Genomic DNA, 21,425 nt, shown 5'->3' with positions numbered 1-21,425 from the left:
GGAGAAAGTGATGAAAAGGATAATAACGTTTATCATATTGTCAACATTTTTTACGACCTCAGCATATGCGTGGCAGGTTAATGGGAGCTGGGGTGGTGCTGCATCATATGGCGTTGGTGGCGATACCTATAATTACAGTTATTTCATTAATGGAGATAGTCTTACCACAGATAATATTACAGAAACCTCCCATAAGTATTGGCATGATTACTTGCTCTATCAAACTCTTGCCGGTCATCTTTACACCGATAATGTGACAGAAAGTTCTGGTCATTTATATTTCACGCCAGGAAGGACAGATACAAGGTTTGTAAATTTATGGGCGTTGCAAAGTTCTGACAATATAACAGAAGGCAGCAATAAATTGTTTTTTACAAACGGCAGAGCAAGAGCAGTTTTATCAGCAGGCACAGGGATAGGGTACGATTCAGGCACCGGTATTATAACGGCTACTGGCGGGGCTGGAACATGGGGTAGTATTACGGGTACTATAACATCACAAACTGACTTAGCCCCATGGTTTCGTGATAGATTTGTGCAATATTATAATCTACAGACTTTGGATAATGTTACTGATGTTGTTATCACAAATCCAACAAACGGACAGGTTCTAACATATAGTTCCGGCAATTGGATAAATTCTACACCATCTGGTGCAGGGGCAGTTACATGGGGCAGTATCACAGGGACATTAAGCACACAGGCAGACTTATATAGTCAACTCATACAACCGGGAGCTCTAACTAAGGTTTTATTTGGTGACAAAACGTGGCAATCTCTTTATTATGACAATATCACGGGTGGTGGTAGTCTCTCGGCTAAGGATATTACCTTTACAGGAGCATTGTCACATTCTACAACTAATGGTATTGCCTATTTTTATGGCAACAAGTTATACACAGGAGGTTTAGTTACCGATAATGTCACAGAAGGAGTCAATAAGTATTGGCACGATGGCTCTGTGTTTTCAGCATTAACAGGCAAGCTCTACTACGACAATATCACAGATAGCACAACGATACATCCTTTCACAGATATATATCGGAACTATCTTAACCAGAGTGTTGCAAACACGGCCAGCCCTACATTTGCAGGGTTAACTACCAGTGCCATAACCACTGGTACGTTATATGCCTCAGCGCCGGTTACTTTCGCAAACAGTATCACAACACCGCTGTCTGGTTACATGAAAGCCACAGCATCCGGAGTAATTACGGCGGCAAATATAAATATGACTAATTTAGGGGATACTAATATTGTCTCTCCAACAAACAACCAAGTGCTAACTTATAATGGGTCACAATGGGTTAACGCTGCAGCTCAGGGAGGTGGCGGAGGTGGTTCCTCAGTTGCCTTTGATAATTTCACATTAAAGACAGGCTCTAATGGAGTCACTAAGGTGGCAGACCGGATTGAGGAAAATATCTTCATGAATGCCTTACGAATATCTGCTAACGCCTCTATGTCAGCCTATCAGATGGTGGACGGTATAGTTGATAAGTTTAAGGACAATAACACTATCAGTTTAACAGGTAGCGGAGGTGTCTCGGCAAAGTATATTTGGAATACAGGTAACTATATGCCCACAGCTTCTTCAGTAGATAATTCAGCTTTATTAATAGTTCACGCTGATGGTAGCGGCTCTACTTTTGTGGATAGTTCATCAAACAATAATACTATCAATGTTACCGGTGTGACTCAATCAGCGACTCAGTCTAAATTTGGTGGCAAAAGCGCTTATTTCGATGGTAGTGCACATTATTTATCTATACCTTCACAGACCTATTTCAATTTTGGCAATTATTTTACAATAGATTTCTGGATTTATCTAAATTCAACAGCAGGCCAATATGTTTATGTGAAAAGGACAGGTGGAAGTGACCATTCAATAGAAATATTATACTCATCAGGCACATTAAAATATAGTGTCTCGTCAAACGGCACTTCGTATGATGTACTCAATAATGCGCCATGTGGGAGTATTTCTCAAACAACATGGACACATATTGCTCTTGTTAGAAATGGCAGCAATTGGAGATGTTATAACAACGGGGTTTATGCAAGTAATAATACCTCAAGCGCTACAATTTATTCTAATTCTGCTGCTGTTCTAATTGGAGCTGACGTTGATACAAGCGGCCCATTAACGGGGTATTTAGATGAATACCACATTAGCAGCTCTGTTATTTGGACAGATAATTTCACACCTCCAACAGTAGCTTATGTTATGGGAGGTGGCGTATTAGACAATATGACTCTTGTCTCAAATTCAACAGCAGCACTATCATCACCAACACAAGGGCGGTTTATGGTGTTACAGGAACAGCTTGACCCAACAGCAGTTGTAAACACGGACTGGAAAGCATACGTAACAAATGATAATGGTACAAACTGGAATCAGGTAACGCTGGCCAGTGAGGGAAACTATAGTGATAATGTGACAATGTACTCAGGGACAGCGGCTTACACTGGCACAAGCACAGGCATGCGATGGAAATTGCAGACTTTCAATAAAAACAATATGTTCAGAGGCATTGGCTATACATGGAATTAAGGGAGGGAAAAGTGGAAATATGTAGAAAAAGTGAAAGAAATAAAAGGACTGGATTCCCGCTCTGCATGGGGTCGCTGACCCCCGGGAATGACAGAGGACAGGAGTCTTTCCTTTCTGTCATTCCGAGCGAAAGCCGGAATCCAGTCCTTAAAATTTTTGGCTTTTGCATGGCTATATGGTTGTTATTATCTGTCTTTACCACATACGGCCATACCGAAACAGAGCGGTTAGGCAAGCCTGAAATCGTAACAGCCAAAAAGGCAAAGAAAGATGACATGAAACAACTATTAAAAGATGCAAAGAAGGCTTTTACTGATGCAGACCAACAGGCGGTAATTGTAAAAATAATCAAAGAACTGGGAGGTACGGAATGAAAAGAGGAATGTTTTTAGCTGCATCAGCAGTATTGGTATTTGCACTATTGGCTTACGGTTGTGCAGGTATGGGAGTAACTGCATCGTCAGATGGTGATAACAATACGCTTGGAGTTTTTGGGAAAATGGAAAATGGCTGCCGGTATGAGGTGACAGATGTGCTCGATGAAAACGGTAATCAGCAAAAAGTGTGGGCAAAAGTCAGTTGCGGTACTAATTAAAAACTTATTTGTCATTCCTGCGAAAGCAGGAATCCAATTTTTAAAAGGATGTGGATTCCCGCTCGTAGGCGGGAATGACAGAAAAAGAATAAAGGGGGTTTGAACGTGGATAAGTTAATAGAAGCTATAACGCAACACCCTAAGACATCACTAACAGGTGTGCTGATTTTAATGACTGTGGCGGCATTACTTATTGGTAAAATTGATAAAGACACTGCCCTGTCGGTAATCGGGGTAATGTCGGCAGCGGGATTATTGGCTGCAAAAGATGGAAAGAAATAACGGGGTATGAAAGATGGGAGATAGTTTAAAAAGTTATGTACAAGGGGCTTTTATTGGCTCAGGAAACCTGTATATGGATATTTTGGATAACACCACAGGTGCAAAAACAGGTGAAATACTGCTTGGTAATGTCACAGCGTTTAAACTTACAACTCCTGTGATAACCAAAGTGGATATGAAATCCAAAACGAGGAGTTCCTACGGCAATGTCACAAAATCAGTCATAACAGGGTATAAGCAGTCGCTTGAGTTTACCCTATCGGACTATACACAGGATACGTTGCGACTTGCATTTCTTGGTGATAATGAAGAGTTAGTCCAACGAACGGGTGCAGTAAATGCTGAGGAAATAACGCCTTATGCCGGTAAATACACAAAATTAACATACAGAAATTTAAAGAATGCCCCGAATGATGTAGTAGTAATGTTAGCTACTGACACTTCGGTTACGTTTGTTGCTGGTACGGATTACGAGGTAGATTATGAAACAGGCCGCATATATACAATTGAAGGAGCTAGTATCACTGATGCCCAGAAGTTAAAGGTGGATTATTCCTACGATGCGCTAACAGGCAGCATAACCAACATATCAACCAATAAGCGGATAGAGGCTTATGTGCGATTTATTGGGCTGGACAGAGTCAACAGGCGTAACTGTGAGCTTGAGCTTTTTAAGGCTTCAATAACGCCGGCAAGCGAAATAGATTTAATCTCCGGCAAATTTACAGAGCTTAAATTCAGCGGTGAGGTGCTTACTACTGATGACGGCACAGGCAGGTTTTTATTTTTGGCATAGGTTATAAAAACAAAAAACCTATCTATGCTGAGAGAGGGTTTTGTGTGCCCTCTCTCAGCATAGTGTAAAAGCCTTAATTATTTTAAAATAAAACTGATTTTGCTCTTTCTATAAATAAGCGCAACTTTTCGAGGTCTTTTTTGCCCTTTTTTTCCTCTACACCGGAACTTACATCAACCGCGTATGGATTAACCCGTCTGACAGCCTCTTCTATATTTTCAGGGGTAAGGCCTCCGGCAAGAATTACATTACCAAACTCCCCGGCCTCCTGAGCTATGTCCCAGTTAAAGACGGTGCCGCTGCCGCCATACACCTCCTCTGTGTAAGTATCCAATAAAAAAGCATCGGCTGCGCTGTAAGCCTTAAGTGTATTAAGATCGGTAAAATCCCTTACTCTGAAAGCTTTCACAATCCGTCGCACACGATGCTTCAAATCACTGCACATATGCGGTGACTCATCGCCATGAAGCTGTACTGTGTCAAGGCCTGTCTCCTTACACGTACTGATGATTGTCTCCAGCCCCTCGTCAACAAACACCCCGACGGTTATTACAAAGGGTGGCAGGGTTTCTATAATTTTCTTTGCCTGAGCAATTGTTACATACCGCGGGCTTTTTTTATAAAAAACAAAACCAAGAGCATCAGCTCCGAATTTGCACGCTAAAAGAGCGTCTTCTATATTTGTAATGCCGCATATTTTAACCTTTAGCGCCACTTTCTGTCTCCCTCTTAAAAGTTCCGCTCTTACCGCCGCGTTTTTCTATAAGCATTATATCTGATATAGCCATGCTTTTGTCCACAGCCTTGCACATATCATATACGGTGAGGGCTGCTATGGTAACTGCAGTCAGTGCTTCCATCTCAACCCCAGTCTGACCGGAGGTTTTTACGTCTGCGCTGATTTGCACCTGTGACTCTGTAAGATTTATCTTAAAATCCACAGCCACTGATGTTATCATAAGAGGATGGCAAAGAGGTATGAGATGAGGAGTTTGCTTTGAAGCCATTATACCGGCAAGCCTTGCCACAGCAAGCACATCACCCTTTGCTAACTCCTTATTTACAATAAGGTTTAGTGTTTCAGGGCGCATATTGACGGTAGCCGTTGCCTGTGCAAAACGATCTGTAACCCCTTTGGGGGTTACATCAACCATGCGGGCTGCCCCGTTTTCATCAAAATGGGTTAAATCACTCATGGTTTTCGTGTGACAAAATGCCTTTCAAATGCAAGCTTAGCTCTTCTTTCAATTCCTCAATTGCTCCGGTACGGACTTTTTTAACTGCATCTTTACCTCCGGCAACACGCAAAAGCTCATGTCTTACGGCAATATCAGAAACAGATGTAAGAACTTTCAGGCGGAATTCCTTTAGAAAATCGAGATAAGCGGCAAAATCTCCGCCGTAGAGGTCTTGTAGTTCTTCTTTGATGGTTTTAGCAAGGGCAGGACTTACGCCCTCTGTTGACATGGCAAATGTTAAGCCTCCGCAGTGGAAAGAGGAAGGCACAATGAAAGTACCGCCGCCACCGGCTATATTTAGAAGGCCGCCAAAGGATTTGGAAACTGTCTTACTAAGGCCAATATCATCTGTAGCATCTATCACTATGAAAGCCTCCATAAGGTCTCCGTCTTCATAGCATCTTGCAATGTGGTGAATTTTGCCCTCCGCCTTCAGAGATTCTAAAACAGGCGTCAAAACAGGGCTTATAACCGTAACTTCGGCCCCCGCCTCTAAAAGCGACAGTGCCTTCCTCTGTCCTACATCACCACCACCTAAAACAATGCACTTTTTACCCTTTATAGAAACGAAAACAGGATAGAAATCCACTTCAATTCAGCGAGTTGAGTTTGGTCCTTGCGTTTTTTAGAATTTTCTTGTCAGTAGCAGTCTCTAACACTTTTTGAAAATATTCCTTAGCCAAAGGGATATCTTTAAGTCCCAGGTTTGCTAATGCCAAATTGTAATAGAGACCGGGCATATTACTAAAATCGGGGTACTTTTTAAGCACTACGTTAAAACGTTCCACTGCTGCCTTAAATGCTTCTTTCTTAAGATAAAATGAGCCAACATAGAACTCATGCTCAGCCAGAATATTTCTGCACTTCTGTATTCTGAGGGCGATTATCTCACGATACGGATTTCGTGGGAACATTTCCGTAAGTTTATTAAATTCTTTTATGGCGTCCTCAGCCGCTCTAAACCCTCTGTCTGCCCCCTCAATCTGGTTAAACGTCAAAGTGGCAATCATGTACTGAGCGTATGGGGCGTACTTGTTGCCAGGGTATAAACGAATGAATTTTCTGTACTCAGTAACTGCAAGTTCTGTTTCATCTTCTCGTGTGTATGATTCAGCTATCTTTAACTGAGCCTCCGGAGCATAGTCAGTCGCACTGCCTCGATTGGTTATCTCTGTCAGGAGTTTGCGTCCCTCCTCGTATTCCTTGTTATCTATCAGCTTCAGAGCGCTTGCATAAGTATCCTTAGGGTCTGTATATGTCGGTTTGATATCCTTTTTTGAGCATGACAATGCAAGCAGCACCAACACTGTCAGCAATATCACTGTCTTTACATTCAGCATACCTATATTAAATATTTTATTGAACTGTTTAGTCAACTGTTTTTTTCAGTTTTTATTTTATCTTAATTTTAAAGATGTTTATTAATACAAGCAGTAATCATAAGTTACAGTAATGAAGGGTGATTGACAGAAGTATTTAATTAATTGTATATTTTTAGACTTTACTTTTGGATTGGTTTGTGGGTTTTATGTTAGAAGGGCGCTGGTAAGTTGATTTTTAACATTTTGAACAGGGGGCGTTTAGTTAGCTAATGGAGACAGTAGAACAGTTTTTTAGACAAAACATGGACTACGTATTGTTTATCTATGGGTTTGCTTTCATTTTTATGGGCATTTCAATATCAGTACAGACAAAAACTGAGGGGCAATTTAAGCTATCCGGTTTTATCTGGATTTTATCCTCCTTTGCAATACTTCATGGAATAAATGAGTGGTTTGAAATGATGTCATCTATACATCCCTCTCATACAATTTTAAAGTCAGCAAGTTTTGTTTTTCTGGTTTCCTCGCTTTGTTTTCTGTTTGAGTTTAGCAGAAAGACGTTAAGAATCTGTGAAAATACGACTATGAGGAAATTTTCTCAACACTTGAAATGGTGGCTTATGCCGGTAATTTTATCAATAATATTCATTATTGCTTATTACTCAGGTGAGCCGCTTAAGACCGCTAAGATTCTTGCACGGTATTTCTTAGCGCTGCCTGGTTCTGTTGCCACCGCTATTGGTTTAAAGCTGTATTCTACGGAAACAGACCTGATAGAAAAGTCCAAAGCCGATAAGCACTTTTTTCTAACAGTTACATTTTTTGTAGCATACGGTTTTTTAGCGGGGTTTATTGTTCCCAAAAGCAGCTTCTTTCCCTCTAATATAATTAATACCGAGACTTTCATGTCCTTTGTCCACATGCCTGTTCAGGTGTTTAGGGCAATTGCGGCTTTGTTTATTGCTTTTTCCATGTTAGGGGTAATAAGGCTGTTTAACTATGAAACGAGGACAAAGTTACAAGAAATTATACGGCAATTACGTCTGCAGCAGTCCAGTATCAATCAAAAGGTTAATGTCCAGGATGTAATCAATTCGATTCTGAATATCTCATTGCTGCCGGTTTCATTACAGGAACAGTTAAACGATATTTTACATCTTTTAATGTCAGTGTCGTGGATTTCGCTAAAATCAAAGGGGTGTATTTTTACATTTGAGGATAATTCTGAAACAATTAAGATTTCGGCTCATTTTAATTTTACAGAGGAGCAGTTGAATATTTGTTCTGATTTACCCTTTGGCAAATGTCTGTGCGGATTAGCGGCATTAAAAAAGGAAATTGTTTTTTCATCAGGGATAGATGATAAAAACCATACAATCCGGTATCAGGGTATGTTGCCCCACGGACACTATTGTGTTCCGATAATGTCAAATGAGAGGCTGCTTGGGGTAATCAATGTCTATGTTGATGAGGGGTATGAACGAGCGGATGAGGACGAAAACTTCTTAAAAAGCGTTGCCAGTACGATAGCCGGTATAATTTTACGCAAAGAGTCAGAAGTGAAGATGACTCAAAATTATATGATCCAAAATGTAATAAACACCATCATGCAACTGTCCATACAGACACTTTCCTTAGAGGAATATCTGGACAGAATCCTTGAAATGATAAGCACGGTTCCATGGCTGTCAACAAAAACCACCGGATGTATTTTCCTTGTGGAGGATAACCCTGATGAGCTTGTGATGACAAGCCAAAGAGGTATCTCATGGCACATGCTAAAAAAGTGCAGCCGGGTAACGATTGGTAATTGTTTGTGTGGAAAAGCCGCACTTACCGGCAAAGTGGTGTTTGCATCCTCAATTGATGACCGCCATGAGGTCAGATATGATGGAATGGGCGAGCATGGGCATTACTGCGTTCCCATTAAATCAAAAGATAAGGTGGTTGGATTAATTAATCTGTACGTTGACTATGGACATAAACGCACCTCATTAGAGGAAAACTTCTTAGTATCGGTAGCCAATACCCTGTCAGGCATTATACAACGCAAACGTATGGAGGAAAAATTAGAGTATATGGCTAACTACGATGCTCTTACAGGGCTTCCCAACAGGGTGCTGTTTTTTGACAGGTTGCGGCAGGAGATAAAAAGCGCCACCCGGTACGAACGTAAAGTAGGTATTTTTTATATTGACATAGACAATTTTAAAGACGTTAATGACTCCATGGGACATGATGTAGGGGACTTGCTGTTGAAATCTGTTGCCTCACGGCTGGAAAAATGCGTGCGTGAGGCCGACACAGTATGCCGCATGAGCGGCGATGAGTTTACTGTAATTCTAACGAATTTGAAAAATGAAACAGATGTTGAAACTATTACACAAAAAACTCTTTCGTGTTTAACTGAACCGTATGAAATTAACAAAAACATTTACTATATCACTGCAAGTGTCGGCATGAGTATTTATCCCACAGATGCAAGCAACGCAGAGGAGCTGTTAAAACACGCTGACACGGCCATGTATTATTCAAAAAAATCGCTGAAAAACTCCTGCACCATGTTTACGTCTGAAATGGATGACTCTGTTAATAAGCGCATAGCAATGGAAAAGGAGCTGCGTTTAGCACTGCAACGTGGTGAATTGGTGTTGCATTACCAGCCGCAGATAGACATTGAGAGCGGGAGGATTATAGGGGCTGAGGCATTAGTGCGCTGGAATCATCCACAGATGGGTTTACTTTATCCCGATAAATTCATACAACTGGCTGAAAATACAGGATTAATAATGGCCCTTGGCGAACAGGTGCTGTTTAACAGTTGTAATCAAGCAGTACAGTGGCTAAATATAGGGCTTCCTCCCATTGTTATTGCTGTCAATGTGTCAACCACTCAGGTGTCAAAACACTATGATCTTGCCGGTGCGGTATTTCAGATATTGAACACAACAAGGATGGTTCCGGCTAATCTTGAGCTTGAACTTACAGAAAGTTTCTGTATGCAAAACGTGGATACTACAATTTCTATGCTGCGCAGATTCAATGCTCGCGGCGTTAATGTCGCCATTGATGACTTTGGCACAGGGTACTCATCGCTAAGTTATCTGAAACATCTTCCTTTTAAAAAACTCAAAATTGATAAGTCATTTATCAAAGAGATAGCAAGCAATCCGGATGATCTGACAATTGTTAAGACAATCATAGACATGTCGCATAATCTGAGATTACGGGTAATTGCCGAGGGAGTAGAGACACAGGAGCAGTTAAAAATACTGAGTGGCCTTGGCTGTGACGAGGTGCAGGGATTTCTCTTTAGCCGCGCCATACCGCCGGAGGAGTTTCCGGAATTGTTAGAGAAAGAGTTTTTCTGTAGTTTAAACTAATGGTAACAAAGGTTTAGTTGAGATGGATATTTATGTAGAGAGAAGTATTTTTCGTGTAACAGGAAAAGACAGGGAGTTATTGTGTGATCCGATAGCAATCGAGAAAAAACTGGTGCTTAGGATAAACGGTGCCGAGGTCCTGGCAATGTACTGCTCTCCTGTGATGGTAAAAGAACTGGTGACCGGGTTTATTATGACAGAAGGAATTATCCGCGGGAGTTGGTGTGTGGATAAGATGGCAATTAAGTACAACGATGACATTGAGGTTGATATTGATGCAACCGGTGAGGTTGTGCTTGAGGGAAAAGCAGTAACCTCCGGCTGCATTGGCGGCATAACGACAAAGAAGACATTTGGAGAGAAGTTAAGCACTGATAATTTTAAAGTAGATGGCGATAGTGTAAGGCGTCTCTTTAACGAATTTCAACACCGCTCAGCCTCTTATAATCTTACCGGATGTATTCATAGCGCCGCAATCTCAGACGGGAATGAGATATTGGTCATGACAGAAGACATCGGGCGGCATAATGCAGTTGATAAAGCCATTGGACACTGTATAATTAATGACATAGCACTTGATGACAAACTAATGCTGCTAAGCGGCAGACTCTCCTCTGAGATAGGCTCAAAGTGCGGCAAGTGGTCAATTCCTGTTGTAGCCAGCCGCACAGCCCCAACCCTTCTTTCAGTAGAAATAGCCGACAGTCTTGGAATTACGATGATAGGCTTTATAAGAGGAAACAGATTTAATATCTACACCCATCCGCAACGAATCAGCTAATTCCAAATCTGTTGACATTATACAGTTCAATACTTCCCTTATAATAAATGCGGTCAGAGGCAGCACCTGCTGTAGCGTTATGTTTGTTTCAGAAATCTCGGATTTGTTCCTGAATCCATTCGGGATAACAATCCTGCGTGTTGCCTCAATTGAAAATCTATACGATAATTAACTTTCTATTCAAAACCGTTTTAATATATTTTCAAAATATCCTTGTATGTTATAATAAGAAAACAGAAGAGAAAGGATTTACATGCCACAATACTATGACATCACATTTAAGAGTATTGTGAAAAGCATTGCCGCAGAAATTCATGAAGATATTAACTGGATTTGACACGGCAAAGTTTCTGGATGTTCAATTTCCTGAGATTAAATACAGGCAGCCGGACTTGTTGGTTGAGCTTCCCAATGGTTCACTATTTCATATGGAAATGCAGGCGCAAAATTACGGTGAAATGGATTGTAGAGAAGTTGAGTATTTTTATATTATACATTATATATAGTGTATTTCCAGGAAATGAACCAGCTCTTTTAACAAAATCGCCGTTGCCATGAGTGCTGGTTTTGTACTATATTTAATTGATGGGCTATATACGATCTGTTTTTGAAATCATCCTGATTTTTTGCGGGTTTGCACTTATACACTCTATTACTGCAACGGATTGGATTAAAACCACTACTGCCAATGTATTTGGCAGTAATTTTGTAAGGGCGGCATACAGATTTCTCTATACCTGTATAAGCGGTGTCACATTTCTGATTGCCTATTTGTTAATAAAAAGGCTGCCTGATACCCTGCTTATAGAAATTACTGGCGCACTTAAAATACTTTTTTATCTTTTACAAGCTGTTGGATTGCTTATAGTAATGTTTTCATTTAAACAAATAAATATTTTTGAATTTATAGGAATTAACCAACTTGTTAAATATATCTTTGGAAAAGAAACCGGAGGAAACATTGAGGGATTAACAACTAACTCAATAATTAGAACAGGGATGTATGGTATGATGAGACATCCACTTTATTCAGGGAGTATTCTCATCCTTGTGTTTAATCACCATATCACTCTAAACTATACTGTGCTTTCATTGCTTTGTGTTTTATATTTTATTATAGGTGCATATTTAGAGGAACTCAGACTGAAAAAAACGTTTGGCAGCCAATATCTTAATTACATGAAAGATGTGCCATGTTTCATTCCGAAAATCGGTAAAAAAAGGATATAACGCACTCCTTTCAAATTTCGCTACTTGACCGGCGCTGTTAATTATTATTACCATAGTTCATTATAACGAAGACAGGAGGCACAAATTGTGGCAGCAAATTTAGTGCAAAAAATATTTCAATCACACAAGGTTTACGGGGAGCTGACTTGCGGAACCTCCGTCGGATTAAAAGTGGATGAGGTCTATACTCAGGACGCTACGGGAACGATGGCGTGGCTTCAGTTTGAGGCAATCGGAGTTGATAAGGTTAAGGTTCCGGTTGCGGTTTCTTATGTTGACCATAACATGATACAGTCTAACTACATGAATCCGGATGATCACGCCTTTTTACAGAGTGCTGCGGCAAAATTCGGAGCGTACTTTTCCCGGCCCGGTAATGGGATTTGCCATCAGGTAAATCTGGAGAGGTTTTCTCGCCCCGGCGGGATTGCTCTTGGCACCGATAGCCACACTCCGACAAATGGCGGCGCTGCTATGATTGCTATCGGCGTCGGCGGGCTTGATGCCGCCACAGTGATGGCAGGCTCCCCGTTTGAATTAACCATGCCAAAGGTTGTGCTTATCAAACTTACTGGAAAACTCAATCGGCCATACGTTACCGCTATGGATGTTATACTGGCGCTTCTGCAAAAACTCACCGTAAAGGGCGGAGTCGGCAGCATTTTTGAGTACGGAGGAGAGGGCATCAGAGAATTAAACTTAACCGAACGTGCCACCATTACCAACATGGGAGCAGAGTTAGGTGCTACCACCTCGATTTTCCCAAGCGATGAAAACACGATGGAATTCTTCAAAGCCCAGGGCAGACTCGCCGACTGGATAGAATTAAAGGCCGATACCGATGCCTCTTACGACAGCGTAATAGAGCTTGACTTGTCGTCTTTAGAGCCTATGATAGCGATGCCGCACAGTCCGGATAAAGTTGTTGCAGTCAAAGAATTAGCCGGTACGAAAGTAAATCAGGTCTGTATCGGAGGATGCACTAATTCATCCTACCAGTCAATGAAGGCTGTGTCTTATGTGTTAAAGGGTAAGAATGTTGCTGAAAACGTTAATCTTTTGATTAATCCCGGCTCTAAGCAGGTGTATGAGATGATAGCCGTGGATGGCTGCCTCAGGGAAATGATAGCCTCAGGAGTAAGAATGCTTGAGTCCTCTTGCGGCCCTTGTATAGGAATGGGCGGGGCACCGGGCAGCGGCCACGTTTCACTTAGAACCTTTAATCGAAATTTCGAGGGACGCTCCGGTACAAAGGATGCTATGGTGTATCTGGCAAGCCCGGTAACGTGTGCAGTTGCAGCTCTAAGTGGTAAAATAGTTGATCCAAGGGATATTAAGGATCTGAATATTCCTGAAATTGAAGAGCCCTCTCATTACATTGTTAATACAAATATGTTGATTGCCCCTAAGAATGGCGATAATGTGCATATTGTTAAGGGGCCAAACATTAAGGGAGTTCCGGTTAAGGAACCGTTAAAAGATGGAATTACGGCAGAGGTTCTCATAAAACTTGGTAACAATGTCACAACAGATGACATAATGCCTGCTGGGTCTAAGGTTTTACCCTTCAGGTCAAACATTCCAACCATCTCCGATTTTGTGTTTAGCAACATTGATGAGGGATTTTCTAAAAGAGCTGTAAAGGCAAAGGAAACCGGAGGCGGAATCATCGTTGGCGGTGAAAACTACGGACAGGGCTCCTCACGGGAACATGCGGCGCTTGCCCCGATGTATTTAGGGATTGAAGCAGTCATAGCTCTCTCTTTTGCCAGAATTCACAGGTCTAATTTAATTAATTTTGGGATTATTCCGCTTACTTTTACAAATCCCGCTGATTTTGAAAAAATAAAGCAAGGTGACAGACTTAAAATCTCAGGACTAAAATCGTCCTTAACCGGCAGCCAGTCCTACACTGTAAAGGATGAAACCAGCGGTTTTACATTTACCTGCGCATCTAACTTAAATCAAAGGGAGACAGAACTAATCCTTGCCGGAGGTCTTCTGCCTTATACAAAAAAGACAACACAATAGTGGGAAAAATCATTTAAACTGTCAACTTTCGAATAAACTATAAGCCGAGCGCGGCAAGCCCCTTGCGGTCAACAAGGTCAAGAAGGCGTTGCGCTGTGCCGCCTGGTTTCTTCTGTCCCTGCTCCCACTGCTGCACTGTAGTCTTGCCAATACCAACACTGCAAATACAGCTTGGCTTACATGGTTAGCTGTGCGAATGCGCCGGATATCTTCGGGCAGAAAAGAACGCTTTGACGGTAAACAAAGCGAATCCATCTCGTGCATAGTGATTTCATCCATTGCTCCAACTCTAAACAAGTCTTTTGCCATTTCATGGGCAACATCCAGGATTTCACTCATAACACTGCACCTCCCAATGACGCATCCAACGACAGAAATTAATGTGTAACCGTATCAAGTAAAACCTTAGAAAACTCCTCCATTCAGTCTTTCACCTTATCAAATGACGAATACCGAAGCTCTTTAATAAATTCAGAAGATGTCTTTTCAGTAGGGATAATACCTTTGTATTTCCCTAAAAGTTCTTCTGAAGCTTTTCTGCCAGTTTCCTTGCGCCCTTGTAACGACTTAATAGAATCGATAGCCTCCTTTAATGTTGACGGCATTTTAATGACCTCCTTATAAAGATTTTCTTTTAACACAACACGATTAGTAATATCACCAACCTGTCTGACAAAGCCTAAAATATTCAATAGAAACTGATATCACTCCTCAATTTTTTCAAGCCAGTCAAAAATAAATTCGGCTACGTTTTCCCATCCCTGCTCTTGTAAAATCCAATGGGCATGCTCCGGGAACTCCTTATATGTGTTGTTTTTATAATTATTTGCAATTGAACGCGCCAACTCAGGCGTAATGATTCTGTCCTTACTACCTGCTATCACAAGCACCGGAGATATGACTTTTTTAAAATCAACAAAAGCTGCCGCATGACGGTCTAACACTGGAAATCCTATTTCAGAAAGAGCCCTCCCTGATTCATAAACAAACCTGTTAAAGACCTCCTGTTGTTTCTCAGGCGGTAACATATGCAAAGATGTAACGGAGATTTGTTCAAAGGTGGGCATTACAGGCGCTTTCCAAAAAAAACCGTAGTGCAAAACAGCAAATATCCCCTGCAGAAAAGCTGACTTTTTAGGATATAATCCTGCAGGGGGCCCCGGCTCAAGCAGTACAATTGCCCGCACTGGTACGCTCTGAGCAACTATCTGAGCAAGCAGCCCTCCCATAGAGTGGCCAATAAGCACTGGTTCTTCATCAAGCGCTGACAGATCTTTACGTATGTCTGAGGCATAGTCAAGCAAACTAATTGTCCCAATATCGTTGACATCCCTATCTGTTTGATTAGCTTTATGAAAGCGCAAATCAGGTGTCAGGCAGTTAAACCCCTTGATTTTAAAGAATTCGCTGAACTCCTCCCACACCCATGAGCCACAATTAGCGCCGTGTATAAAATATAAATATTTTTTTTTCATGCCCCCTCGCTTTTTCTTATTTACTTATTATATAATAATAACTGGAATATGGAAGAGACAGCAATAGGTAATTTCGAGCAATTCGGTTTAAGACCTGAAATACTCAAGGGAGTGTATGAGGCAGGCTTTAAGGTCCCAAGTCCGATTCAGGAACAAGCTATCCCGATTATTCTCTCAGGGAAAGATATAATAGCGCGGGCACAGACCGGAACGGGAAAGACGGCGGCTTTTGGGCTTCCCGCTATGCATGCTGTTAAGCACACCGGTTCTGTTGAAGTTTTAGTGATGCTCCCCACCCGTGAGCTAGCCTCACAGGTCAGCGATGAGTTATACCGGTTAGGGCAATACTTTAATATTCGTACCGCTGCGGTTTACGGCGGGCAGTCTATAGGCAGGCAGGTGGATCTCATAAACCGTGGCGCACAGGTTGTTGCAGCCACACCGGGCAGACTTTTAGACCATCTGCGTTCAAACCGTCTCAAGAAGTTTGCGCCGTCTATCGTGGTCTTAGATGAAGCCGATGAAATGCTTGACATGGGGTTTATTGAGGACATTGAGTCTATTTTTGAATTTCTGCCCAAGAAACGCCAGACGATGCTTTTTTCAGCCACAATGCCCAGACAAATTCAGGCGCTTGCCAGAAACATTCTGACAGAGCCTGTCACGGTGGATGTAACACCTAAGAATCTGGCCACTGCCGCTGATGTTATACACAGATACTATGTTATCGGTGAAAAGGAACGTGAAGAGGCGCTTGTAAGACTCATTGACACAGAGGCTCCCTCTAAAAGCCTGATATTTTGCCGCACTAAGAAAGAGACCGAGATGCTTTCAAATACGCTAGTCTCAAGAGGGTATCTAACCAGAGCACTTCATGGGGATATGGAACAGAACCAGAGAAACGAGGTTTTGGCAGCTTTCAGAAGAGGTCAGACCTATATACTTATAGCTACAGATGTAGCTGCAAGGGGACTGGATATAACCGATGTCTCGCATGTTTTTAACTATCATATACCATTTGAGCCAGGCAGTTATGTGCACCGAATAGGCCGCACAGGGCGTGCCGGCAAAAAAGGGATTGCAATTACCCTTGTCACACCGCTTGAGTTTAAGGAATTAAAGAGGATAATGGATTTTTCCGGAGCTCCCATAATGTGTGAAGAGATTCCCACAATTTCTCAGGCTAAAAAACAGTATTATATAGACTTTGCAAAAAAACTAATGGATGAGGAGATTCATGAGGATGCCGTTGAAGTCTTTCAATCCCTCACTGAAGACATGGATGCCACTCAGATTGCCTGTAAGGCTATTTCAATGCTCTTAGAGAAAAAGCAGGTCGCAGGCCCTAACAGAATAGGACTTTCCACACGAGAGGTGGCAGATTTACTCCAGCGCTTCAGAAAACAAAAAGCAGCTTTTTCACAAAAGACTTATAAGAAATCTCCTCAAAAACGAAGCAGACGCGACGGTCTTTAGCCGTCAGTTAGTTTTTACTTTCTTACCTTTTAAAACCCTTTCAATCCATCCACTTAATAATACCAAGTTGCATTCTATCGCCTAACTTTGTTGGCCTGCGTCAAAAGCTCCTCAACGTACCCAAAGTACGCCTGCGTCGCTTTCTCCTTGCCGCCTCGTTATGCTCTGACTGCAACTCGGTATATTAATACTACAAGTTTTTTACTGTTTCATTTTTAAACGTTAACTTTTTAAACGTTTAATTGTTTAACGGTTAAGCATGCAAGCAGCGCCATATAATCTAACAATATCAATTACTTATCTATTTGGCACACTTATTGCAATATATAAGTGTAGATAACGCACTGCTTACTGAGAAGCAGATAGAAGAAAAATACAAACGGGAGGTTATAAATTAATGAGAGATTACAGAAGAGTAATGGTTGTGATAAACGGCTCTATGGATGTGCTTAAGCACGGAGCTAAGATGGCCAAGGAGGACAATTGCAGGGTTACAGCTCTTAAGGTTTTACCTGAGTATGAGGGAGACCTTAGCCTTGTAGGAGTATCAAATATTGAAGATACATTAAACTCAGGCAAGGAGAGAATCGAACGTGAAATAAGGGATTTTGCCAATTCTGAAAAAGTATCTATAAGAACCCGGATAGAGTATGGTGACATAACGGAAAAAATAATTGAGGCAGTAGAGGACGAGGAGACGGATTTAGTCATTATGGGCGTAAAAAAGCAGGGCATATTAGAGAAAATTTTGGGAGACAGAACGCTGGATAAGGTGTTTTCATTGGTACCATGTCCGCTGATGGTGGTGAGGGTATAAGAAAATGAGTAACGAAATTGATTTCAGAGCACTGATATGTATAGACGGCTCCACAGAGGCGCTGGCAGGAATGCGCTATGGCGCCAAACTTGGAACCGGACTAGGTGCAGCACTAACCATAATGCACGTCAGAGGCAGTAATGGTAACCATGCATCAACTGTTGGCACAACAGGAGTTTCCGGTAGCGGAGCAGCCTGGGGAGTGGCGGTTCCTGAAATCAACTATCTGGTTGAGGCCAAAGACACTCTGACCTACTATGGCTGGATGGATGAGAAGTGGAACGAGGAACAGGAACGAAAATTTGAGGGCAATCCCCTTGAGGATTTTCAGATAATGTACCAATCTCCGGACAAAGGCAAGATAACTCTTAAGATGACAACAGGTCACAACGTAGCGGCTAAAATATTATCAGAGGTGGAAAGCGGCGGTTACAGTCTGGTGATTATGGGTGCCTCAAAGAAAATGAGTGTGATTGACAGAATTCTGTTGTCCTCGGAGGTTCAAAAAGTGGTGGTTCATGCTCCTTGTGCCGTGTTGGTAGCAAGGGAGCTTGAAGCAGGCCACGGACATCTGTTTTGTCTTGACGGCAGTGAAAAGACCTACAACGCTTTGATAAAAGATCTGATGCTTGCCAATCTTTGCTCTTGCCCTGTGTCCATAATATCGGTAGCAGAAAATTCCTCAAAAGAGAGCGAAGCCAATGATATTATTAAAGAGGGAGCCAGACTGGCTGAAAGCCTTGGCCTTAAAGTGGATCAGAAAATCGTAGCTGTAGGCAATCCGGTAGAGGAGATAATAAGCCATGGCCGCAACTACTCGGTAATCGTTGTCGGAGCCGATACTACTACGGGTCTGAAACGATTTTTCATGGGCGGCACGGCTTTTAATATTGTATTAAACGCAGAAAACTCAGTGATGGTGGTGAGATGATAAAAAGAAAAAATGATCAGACTAATAACTACTTATTGGTGAAGTTGTTTCCATTTCTAAAGTGGATTGCAGAGTTAAAAGAGTCATGGAAAGTGGACTTGTTTGCAGGTTTAACGGGAGCAGTCGTTGTGCTGCCTCAGGGGGTAGCGTTTGCAATGATAGCTGGAATGCCTCCCCAGTATGGTCTTTATACGGCGATAGTGCCTGCTGTGATTGCGGCTCTTTTTGGTAGCTCACGGCATCTAATTTCAGGCCCTACTACCGCAATATCATTAGTAATATTCAGCACAGTGTCTGTAATGGCAGAGCCTGGCAGTGAGCACTATGTGTCCATTGTGCTTATGCTGACATTGTTAGCCGGCCTTATTCAGTTTGGTCTGGGAGTTGTCAGATTAGGCGGACTGGTTGATTTTGTATCCCACTCGGTGGTTATAGGTTTTACCGCGGGGGCTGCTATTTTAATAGCATCAAGCCAGCTTAAACACGTTTTTGGCTTACAGTACAAAAATGCCGCACATTTTACAGACAACATAAAACTTCTGATAGAAAATCTGTCAAACTACAACTTGCGCGCTCTGATAATAGCCGCAATAACCCTGGCTGTGGTCATCACGATGAAAGTGTTTAAGCCCAAATGGCCTGGTATGCTTGTCAGCATGGTGGTGGGCGGAGGCGTAAGTTATGCCCTTGGATGGCACACACAGGGAGTGCGGGTGGTAGGAGCACTTCCATCAGCAATACCGCCGTTTTCACTGCCAAATTTCTCTTATGATACAATTCAATCGCTTGTCTCACCTGCTCTTGCCGTTGCTATGCTTGGCATCATGGAGGCCGTTTCAATAGCACGCTCAGTAGCGCTCAAATCCGGACAAAAAATTGATGGTAATCAGGAGTTTTTGGGGCAGGGGCTCTCTAACATGTTTGGGGCATTCCTTTCCTCGTATGCCTCGTCAGGTTCATTTACCAGAAGCGGAGTCAATTTCACGGCAGGAGCAAAAACACCTTTTAGCGCAATATGTGCTGCTATGTGGCTTTTAGCTATCCTGGTTTTTGTTAAATCACTGGCAGCATTTCTGCCAATAGCTGCAATGGCTGCCGTCATACTGGTGGTTGCCTACAACCTTATAGATTTCCACCATATTTTGCACACAGTGAAGCTCTCCAAGCAGGATGCCGCTGTTATGGCAGTTACTTTTTTAGCCACGTTGTTTTTGGATCTTGAGTTTGCAATATACGTAGGTGCACTGCTTTCTATCGGATTGTACCTTAATAAAACTGCCCGGCCTCAGGTGCTTCCCAGAGTGCCAGAGCCTAACAGCGGCAGGCATTTTATAACAGACCCGTTTCTCCCCCAGTGTTCACAGTTTGGGATTATAAGGATAGAAGGGGATCTGTACTTTGCTGCCATGAATCATGTTGAGGAGAGCATAAATACACTTTGCTCATTTGTTCCCTCACAGACTAAGATATTGCTCATTTGCAGCAGTATAAATAATGTGGATTTGATGGGCGTTGAGTCTATGGTAAATCTCGTTAAAGACTACAGGAGAAACGGCAAGGACATCGTCTTCTGTAAGATGAAGCCGGAGGTTTACACGATGTTTAAAAAGAGTGGTGCGCTTAAAACGTTAGGTGAAGACCACGTGTTTGACTCTCAGGAGGACGCCATTGCCGACATTGTGTCGAGTCTGGATAAATCCGCATGCCGTCAATGCTCAAACCGTGTGTTTTGGGAGTGTGACGCTAATAAGTCAGAAGTTTGCCGTCAACAGGATATGATACTTGCAGATGCGTAAATAGCAAAGAGACATAGAAAGAGAAAGACCAATGATTCTTTTGAGGGACACCTGAAGCAAGCCAGGTTTCCCTCAAGTTTTTTTGTGGTGGGGAACTTGTGACAAAGACTGTGTTTTTGTGTTAAACTAAAATATGATAAGGCGTTCTAAAAAATACACGCAGGGAGAGGCCTATAGGTACCTTGCCAATGCACGGGAAATACTAAGCCAATCACCAGTAGAGGACAACTTTTATACTGACGTTAAACCTGTACGGGAGGCTTTTGGCACGGCTTATTTGGCAATACTTGAAGCCATAGATGAGGCTTTAATTCAGAGAGGACTGCTTAAGAAGGAACTTCCGAAGTCGGTAGAGGCTTACAGGGGAGTTCTAAGAAAGCAGCTTTCCGTAAACAATGGCAAACTCATGAGAGAATTTGATTATCTTTACGACACTCTTCATATAGCAGGATACTACAGAGGACTGATACACGAAACAGTTCTGGTTAAAGAAGCTTTAAACTCAGCACAGCGGTTTATAAAAAAGATAATACCTCACGCAGAAGGCTGAAAGATGAAACGCTTTTTGTCTGACTGAAAGCTGTTCTTTTAGAGAGTGTTCAAAAAACTGTGTCATGAACTCTAAGTAGAGAGCATATTTTGAAAATTGTATTTTCAGAAACTGCATAACAGAAATATAATATCAGTTATGAAAAAAGAAAGGATGGATGACACGATG

At 42.0% G+C, this 21,425-nt stretch carries 21 protein-coding genes and 1 pseudogene; 15 read left to right on the top strand and 7 right to left on the bottom strand.

The window, feature by feature from the left end; all coding sequences use genetic code 11:
- The first annotated feature begins 10 nt into the window (after positions 1-10).
- From HQK88_15890 to HQK88_15870, 5 genes are all read left to right on the top strand, one after another.
- On the top strand, positions 11-2,554 hold the full coding sequence (locus HQK88_15890) for a LamG domain-containing protein (GenBank protein ID MBF0618282.1): 2,544 nt from the start codon (positions 11-13) through the stop codon (positions 2,552-2,554).
- A gap of 11 nt (positions 2,555-2,565) precedes the next feature.
- Positions 2,566-2,928 (top strand): hypothetical protein, encoded by a 363-nt coding sequence (locus tag HQK88_15885; protein MBF0618281.1) that lies wholly within the window; start codon positions 2,566-2,568, stop codon positions 2,926-2,928.
- Positions 2,925-3,149: a hypothetical protein gene (locus tag HQK88_15880; protein MBF0618280.1), complete on the top strand. Its 225-nt coding sequence runs from the start codon at positions 2,925-2,927 to the stop codon at positions 3,147-3,149. The genes HQK88_15885 and HQK88_15880 overlap by 4 nt, the downstream gene beginning before the upstream one ends.
- Positions 3,150-3,254: 105 nt before the next feature.
- Entirely contained in the window at positions 3,255-3,431 is a 177-nt protein-coding gene (locus HQK88_15875; protein MBF0618279.1) for a hypothetical protein, read from the top strand.
- 13 nt (positions 3,432-3,444) lie between these two features.
- On the top strand, positions 3,445-4,227 hold the full coding sequence (locus HQK88_15870; protein ID MBF0618278.1) for a hypothetical protein: 783 nt from the start codon (positions 3,445-3,447) through the stop codon (positions 4,225-4,227).
- A gap of 82 nt (positions 4,228-4,309) precedes the next feature.
- Here the strand turns inward: HQK88_15870 and HQK88_15865 are convergent, their stop codons facing one another.
- The 4 genes from HQK88_15865 to bamD are packed head-to-tail and all read right to left on the bottom strand — an operon-like array spanning position 4,310 to position 6,805.
- Positions 4,310-4,942 (bottom strand): phosphoribosylanthranilate isomerase, encoded by a 633-nt coding sequence (locus HQK88_15865; GenBank protein ID MBF0618277.1) that lies wholly within the window; start codon positions 4,940-4,942, stop codon positions 4,310-4,312.
- The gene (moaC, locus tag HQK88_15860) at positions 4,926-5,423 is read right to left on the bottom strand and encodes a cyclic pyranopterin monophosphate synthase MoaC (GenBank protein MBF0618276.1); all 498 of its coding nucleotides are present in this window, start codon (positions 5,421-5,423) and stop codon (positions 4,926-4,928) included. Before moaC ends, HQK88_15865 begins: the two co-directional genes overlap by 17 nt.
- On the bottom strand, positions 5,416-6,054 hold the full coding sequence (locus HQK88_15855; GenBank protein ID MBF0618275.1) for a bifunctional precorrin-2 dehydrogenase/sirohydrochlorin ferrochelatase: 639 nt from the start codon (positions 6,052-6,054) through the stop codon (positions 5,416-5,418). Before HQK88_15855 ends, moaC begins: the two co-directional genes overlap by 8 nt.
- A 1-nt stretch (position 6,055) precedes the next feature.
- Positions 6,056-6,805, bottom strand: a complete 750-nt coding sequence (gene bamD, locus HQK88_15850) for an outer membrane protein assembly factor BamD (protein ID MBF0618274.1) — start codon at positions 6,803-6,805, stop codon at positions 6,056-6,058.
- Positions 6,806-7,056: 251 nt separating this feature from the next.
- Here bamD and HQK88_15845 point away from each other — a divergent pair, with 251 nt between their 5' ends.
- The 5 genes from HQK88_15845 to HQK88_15825 all read left to right on the top strand — a co-directional run bounded on the left by HQK88_15845 (position 7,057) and on the right by HQK88_15825 (position 14,212).
- Entirely contained in the window at positions 7,057-10,170 is a 3,114-nt protein-coding gene (locus HQK88_15845) for an EAL domain-containing protein (GenBank protein MBF0618273.1), read from the top strand.
- Positions 10,171-10,192: 22 nt separating this feature from the next.
- On the top strand, positions 10,193-10,951 hold the full coding sequence (gene fdhD, locus HQK88_15840) for a formate dehydrogenase accessory sulfurtransferase FdhD (protein ID MBF0618272.1): 759 nt from the start codon (positions 10,193-10,195) through the stop codon (positions 10,949-10,951).
- Positions 10,952-11,265: 314 nt separating this feature from the next.
- On the top strand, positions 11,266-11,457 hold the full coding sequence (locus HQK88_15835) for a hypothetical protein (GenBank protein MBF0618271.1): 192 nt from the start codon (positions 11,266-11,268) through the stop codon (positions 11,455-11,457).
- 79 nt (positions 11,458-11,536) lie between these two features.
- On the top strand, positions 11,537-12,181 hold the full coding sequence (locus HQK88_15830) for a hypothetical protein (protein MBF0618270.1): 645 nt from the start codon (positions 11,537-11,539) through the stop codon (positions 12,179-12,181).
- 87 nt (positions 12,182-12,268) lie between these two features.
- Positions 12,269-14,212, top strand: a complete 1,944-nt coding sequence (locus tag HQK88_15825) for an aconitate hydratase (GenBank protein MBF0618269.1) — start codon at positions 12,269-12,271, stop codon at positions 14,210-14,212.
- A 37-nt stretch (positions 14,213-14,249) separates the two neighbouring features.
- Here HQK88_15825 and HQK88_15820 read toward each other — a convergent pair.
- The 3 genes and pseudogenes from HQK88_15820 to HQK88_15810 form a co-directional block, all read right to left on the bottom strand.
- Positions 14,250-14,551, bottom strand: a pseudogene (locus tag HQK88_15820) (transcriptional regulator).
- An 83-nt stretch (positions 14,552-14,634) separates the two neighbouring features.
- The gene (locus HQK88_15815) at positions 14,635-14,904 is read right to left on the bottom strand and encodes a hypothetical protein (protein MBF0618268.1); all 270 of its coding nucleotides are present in this window, start codon (positions 14,902-14,904) and stop codon (positions 14,635-14,637) included.
- Between the two features lie 12 nt (positions 14,905-14,916).
- Complete coding sequence (locus tag HQK88_15810) at positions 14,917-15,687, bottom strand: alpha/beta hydrolase (GenBank protein ID MBF0618267.1); 771 nt, start codon at positions 15,685-15,687, stop codon at positions 14,917-14,919.
- A gap of 48 nt (positions 15,688-15,735) precedes the next feature.
- Here HQK88_15810 and HQK88_15805 point away from each other — a divergent pair, with 48 nt between their 5' ends.
- The 5 genes from HQK88_15805 (at position 15,736) to HQK88_15785 (ending at position 21,257) form a co-directional block, all read left to right on the top strand.
- On the top strand, positions 15,736-17,163 hold the full coding sequence (locus HQK88_15805) for a DEAD/DEAH box helicase (protein MBF0618266.1): 1,428 nt from the start codon (positions 15,736-15,738) through the stop codon (positions 17,161-17,163).
- A gap of 397 nt (positions 17,164-17,560) precedes the next feature.
- Positions 17,561-17,980 (top strand): universal stress protein, encoded by a 420-nt coding sequence (locus tag HQK88_15800; protein MBF0618265.1) that lies wholly within the window; start codon positions 17,561-17,563, stop codon positions 17,978-17,980.
- A 4-nt stretch (positions 17,981-17,984) separates the two neighbouring features.
- A complete protein-coding gene (locus HQK88_15795) occupies positions 17,985-18,911 on the top strand; it encodes a universal stress protein (protein MBF0618264.1) in 927 nt (308 codons plus the stop codon).
- Complete coding sequence (locus HQK88_15790; protein ID MBF0618263.1) at positions 18,908-20,707, top strand: SulP family inorganic anion transporter; 1,800 nt, start codon at positions 18,908-18,910, stop codon at positions 20,705-20,707. Before HQK88_15795 ends, HQK88_15790 begins: the two co-directional genes overlap by 4 nt.
- A 133-nt stretch (positions 20,708-20,840) precedes the next feature.
- Positions 20,841-21,257, top strand: a complete 417-nt coding sequence (locus HQK88_15785) for a DUF5618 family protein (GenBank protein MBF0618262.1) — start codon at positions 20,841-20,843, stop codon at positions 21,255-21,257.
- Positions 21,258-21,425: the final 168 nt, after the last annotated feature.

The sequence above is a fragment of the Nitrospirota bacterium genome, assembly GCA_015233895.1.
Classification (GTDB): domain Bacteria; phylum Nitrospirota; class Thermodesulfovibrionia; order Thermodesulfovibrionales; family Magnetobacteriaceae; genus Magnetomonas.
This window is presented reverse-complemented; position numbering and strand designations above follow the sequence as displayed.

Excerpts from the sequence above, each read along its gene's own strand:
- HQK88_15810 (MBF0618267.1), bottom strand. The coding sequence starts at position 15,687 with ATGAAAAAAAAATATTTATATTTTATACACGGCGCTAATTGTGGCTCA.
- HQK88_15800 (MBF0618265.1), top strand. The coding sequence starts at position 17,561 with ATGAGAGATTACAGAAGAGTAATGGTTGTGATAAACGGCTCTATGGAT.
- HQK88_15890 (MBF0618282.1), top strand. The coding sequence starts at position 11 with ATGAAAAGGATAATAACGTTTATCATATTGTCAACATTTTTTACGACC.
- fdhD (MBF0618272.1), top strand. The coding sequence starts at position 10,193 with ATGGATATTTATGTAGAGAGAAGTATTTTTCGTGTAACAGGAAAAGAC.
- HQK88_15830 (MBF0618270.1), top strand. The coding sequence starts at position 11,537 with ATGGGCTATATACGATCTGTTTTTGAAATCATCCTGATTTTTTGCGGG.
- HQK88_15835 (MBF0618271.1), top strand. The coding sequence starts at position 11,266 with ATGAAGATATTAACTGGATTTGACACGGCAAAGTTTCTGGATGTTCAA.
- bamD (MBF0618274.1), bottom strand. The coding sequence starts at position 6,805 with ATGCTGAATGTAAAGACAGTGATATTGCTGACAGTGTTGGTGCTGCTT.
- HQK88_15795 (MBF0618264.1), top strand. The coding sequence starts at position 17,985 with ATGAGTAACGAAATTGATTTCAGAGCACTGATATGTATAGACGGCTCC.
- HQK88_15880 (MBF0618280.1), top strand. The coding sequence starts at position 2,925 with ATGAAAAGAGGAATGTTTTTAGCTGCATCAGCAGTATTGGTATTTGCA.
- HQK88_15790 (MBF0618263.1), top strand. The coding sequence starts at position 18,908 with ATGATAAAAAGAAAAAATGATCAGACTAATAACTACTTATTGGTGAAG.
- HQK88_15805 (MBF0618266.1), top strand. The coding sequence starts at position 15,736 with ATGGAAGAGACAGCAATAGGTAATTTCGAGCAATTCGGTTTAAGACCT.
- HQK88_15870 (MBF0618278.1), top strand. The coding sequence starts at position 3,445 with ATGGGAGATAGTTTAAAAAGTTATGTACAAGGGGCTTTTATTGGCTCA.
- moaC (MBF0618276.1), bottom strand. The coding sequence starts at position 5,423 with ATGAGTGATTTAACCCATTTTGATGAAAACGGGGCAGCCCGCATGGTT.
- HQK88_15845 (MBF0618273.1), top strand. The coding sequence starts at position 7,057 with ATGGAGACAGTAGAACAGTTTTTTAGACAAAACATGGACTACGTATTG.
- HQK88_15785 (MBF0618262.1), top strand. The coding sequence starts at position 20,841 with ATGATAAGGCGTTCTAAAAAATACACGCAGGGAGAGGCCTATAGGTAC.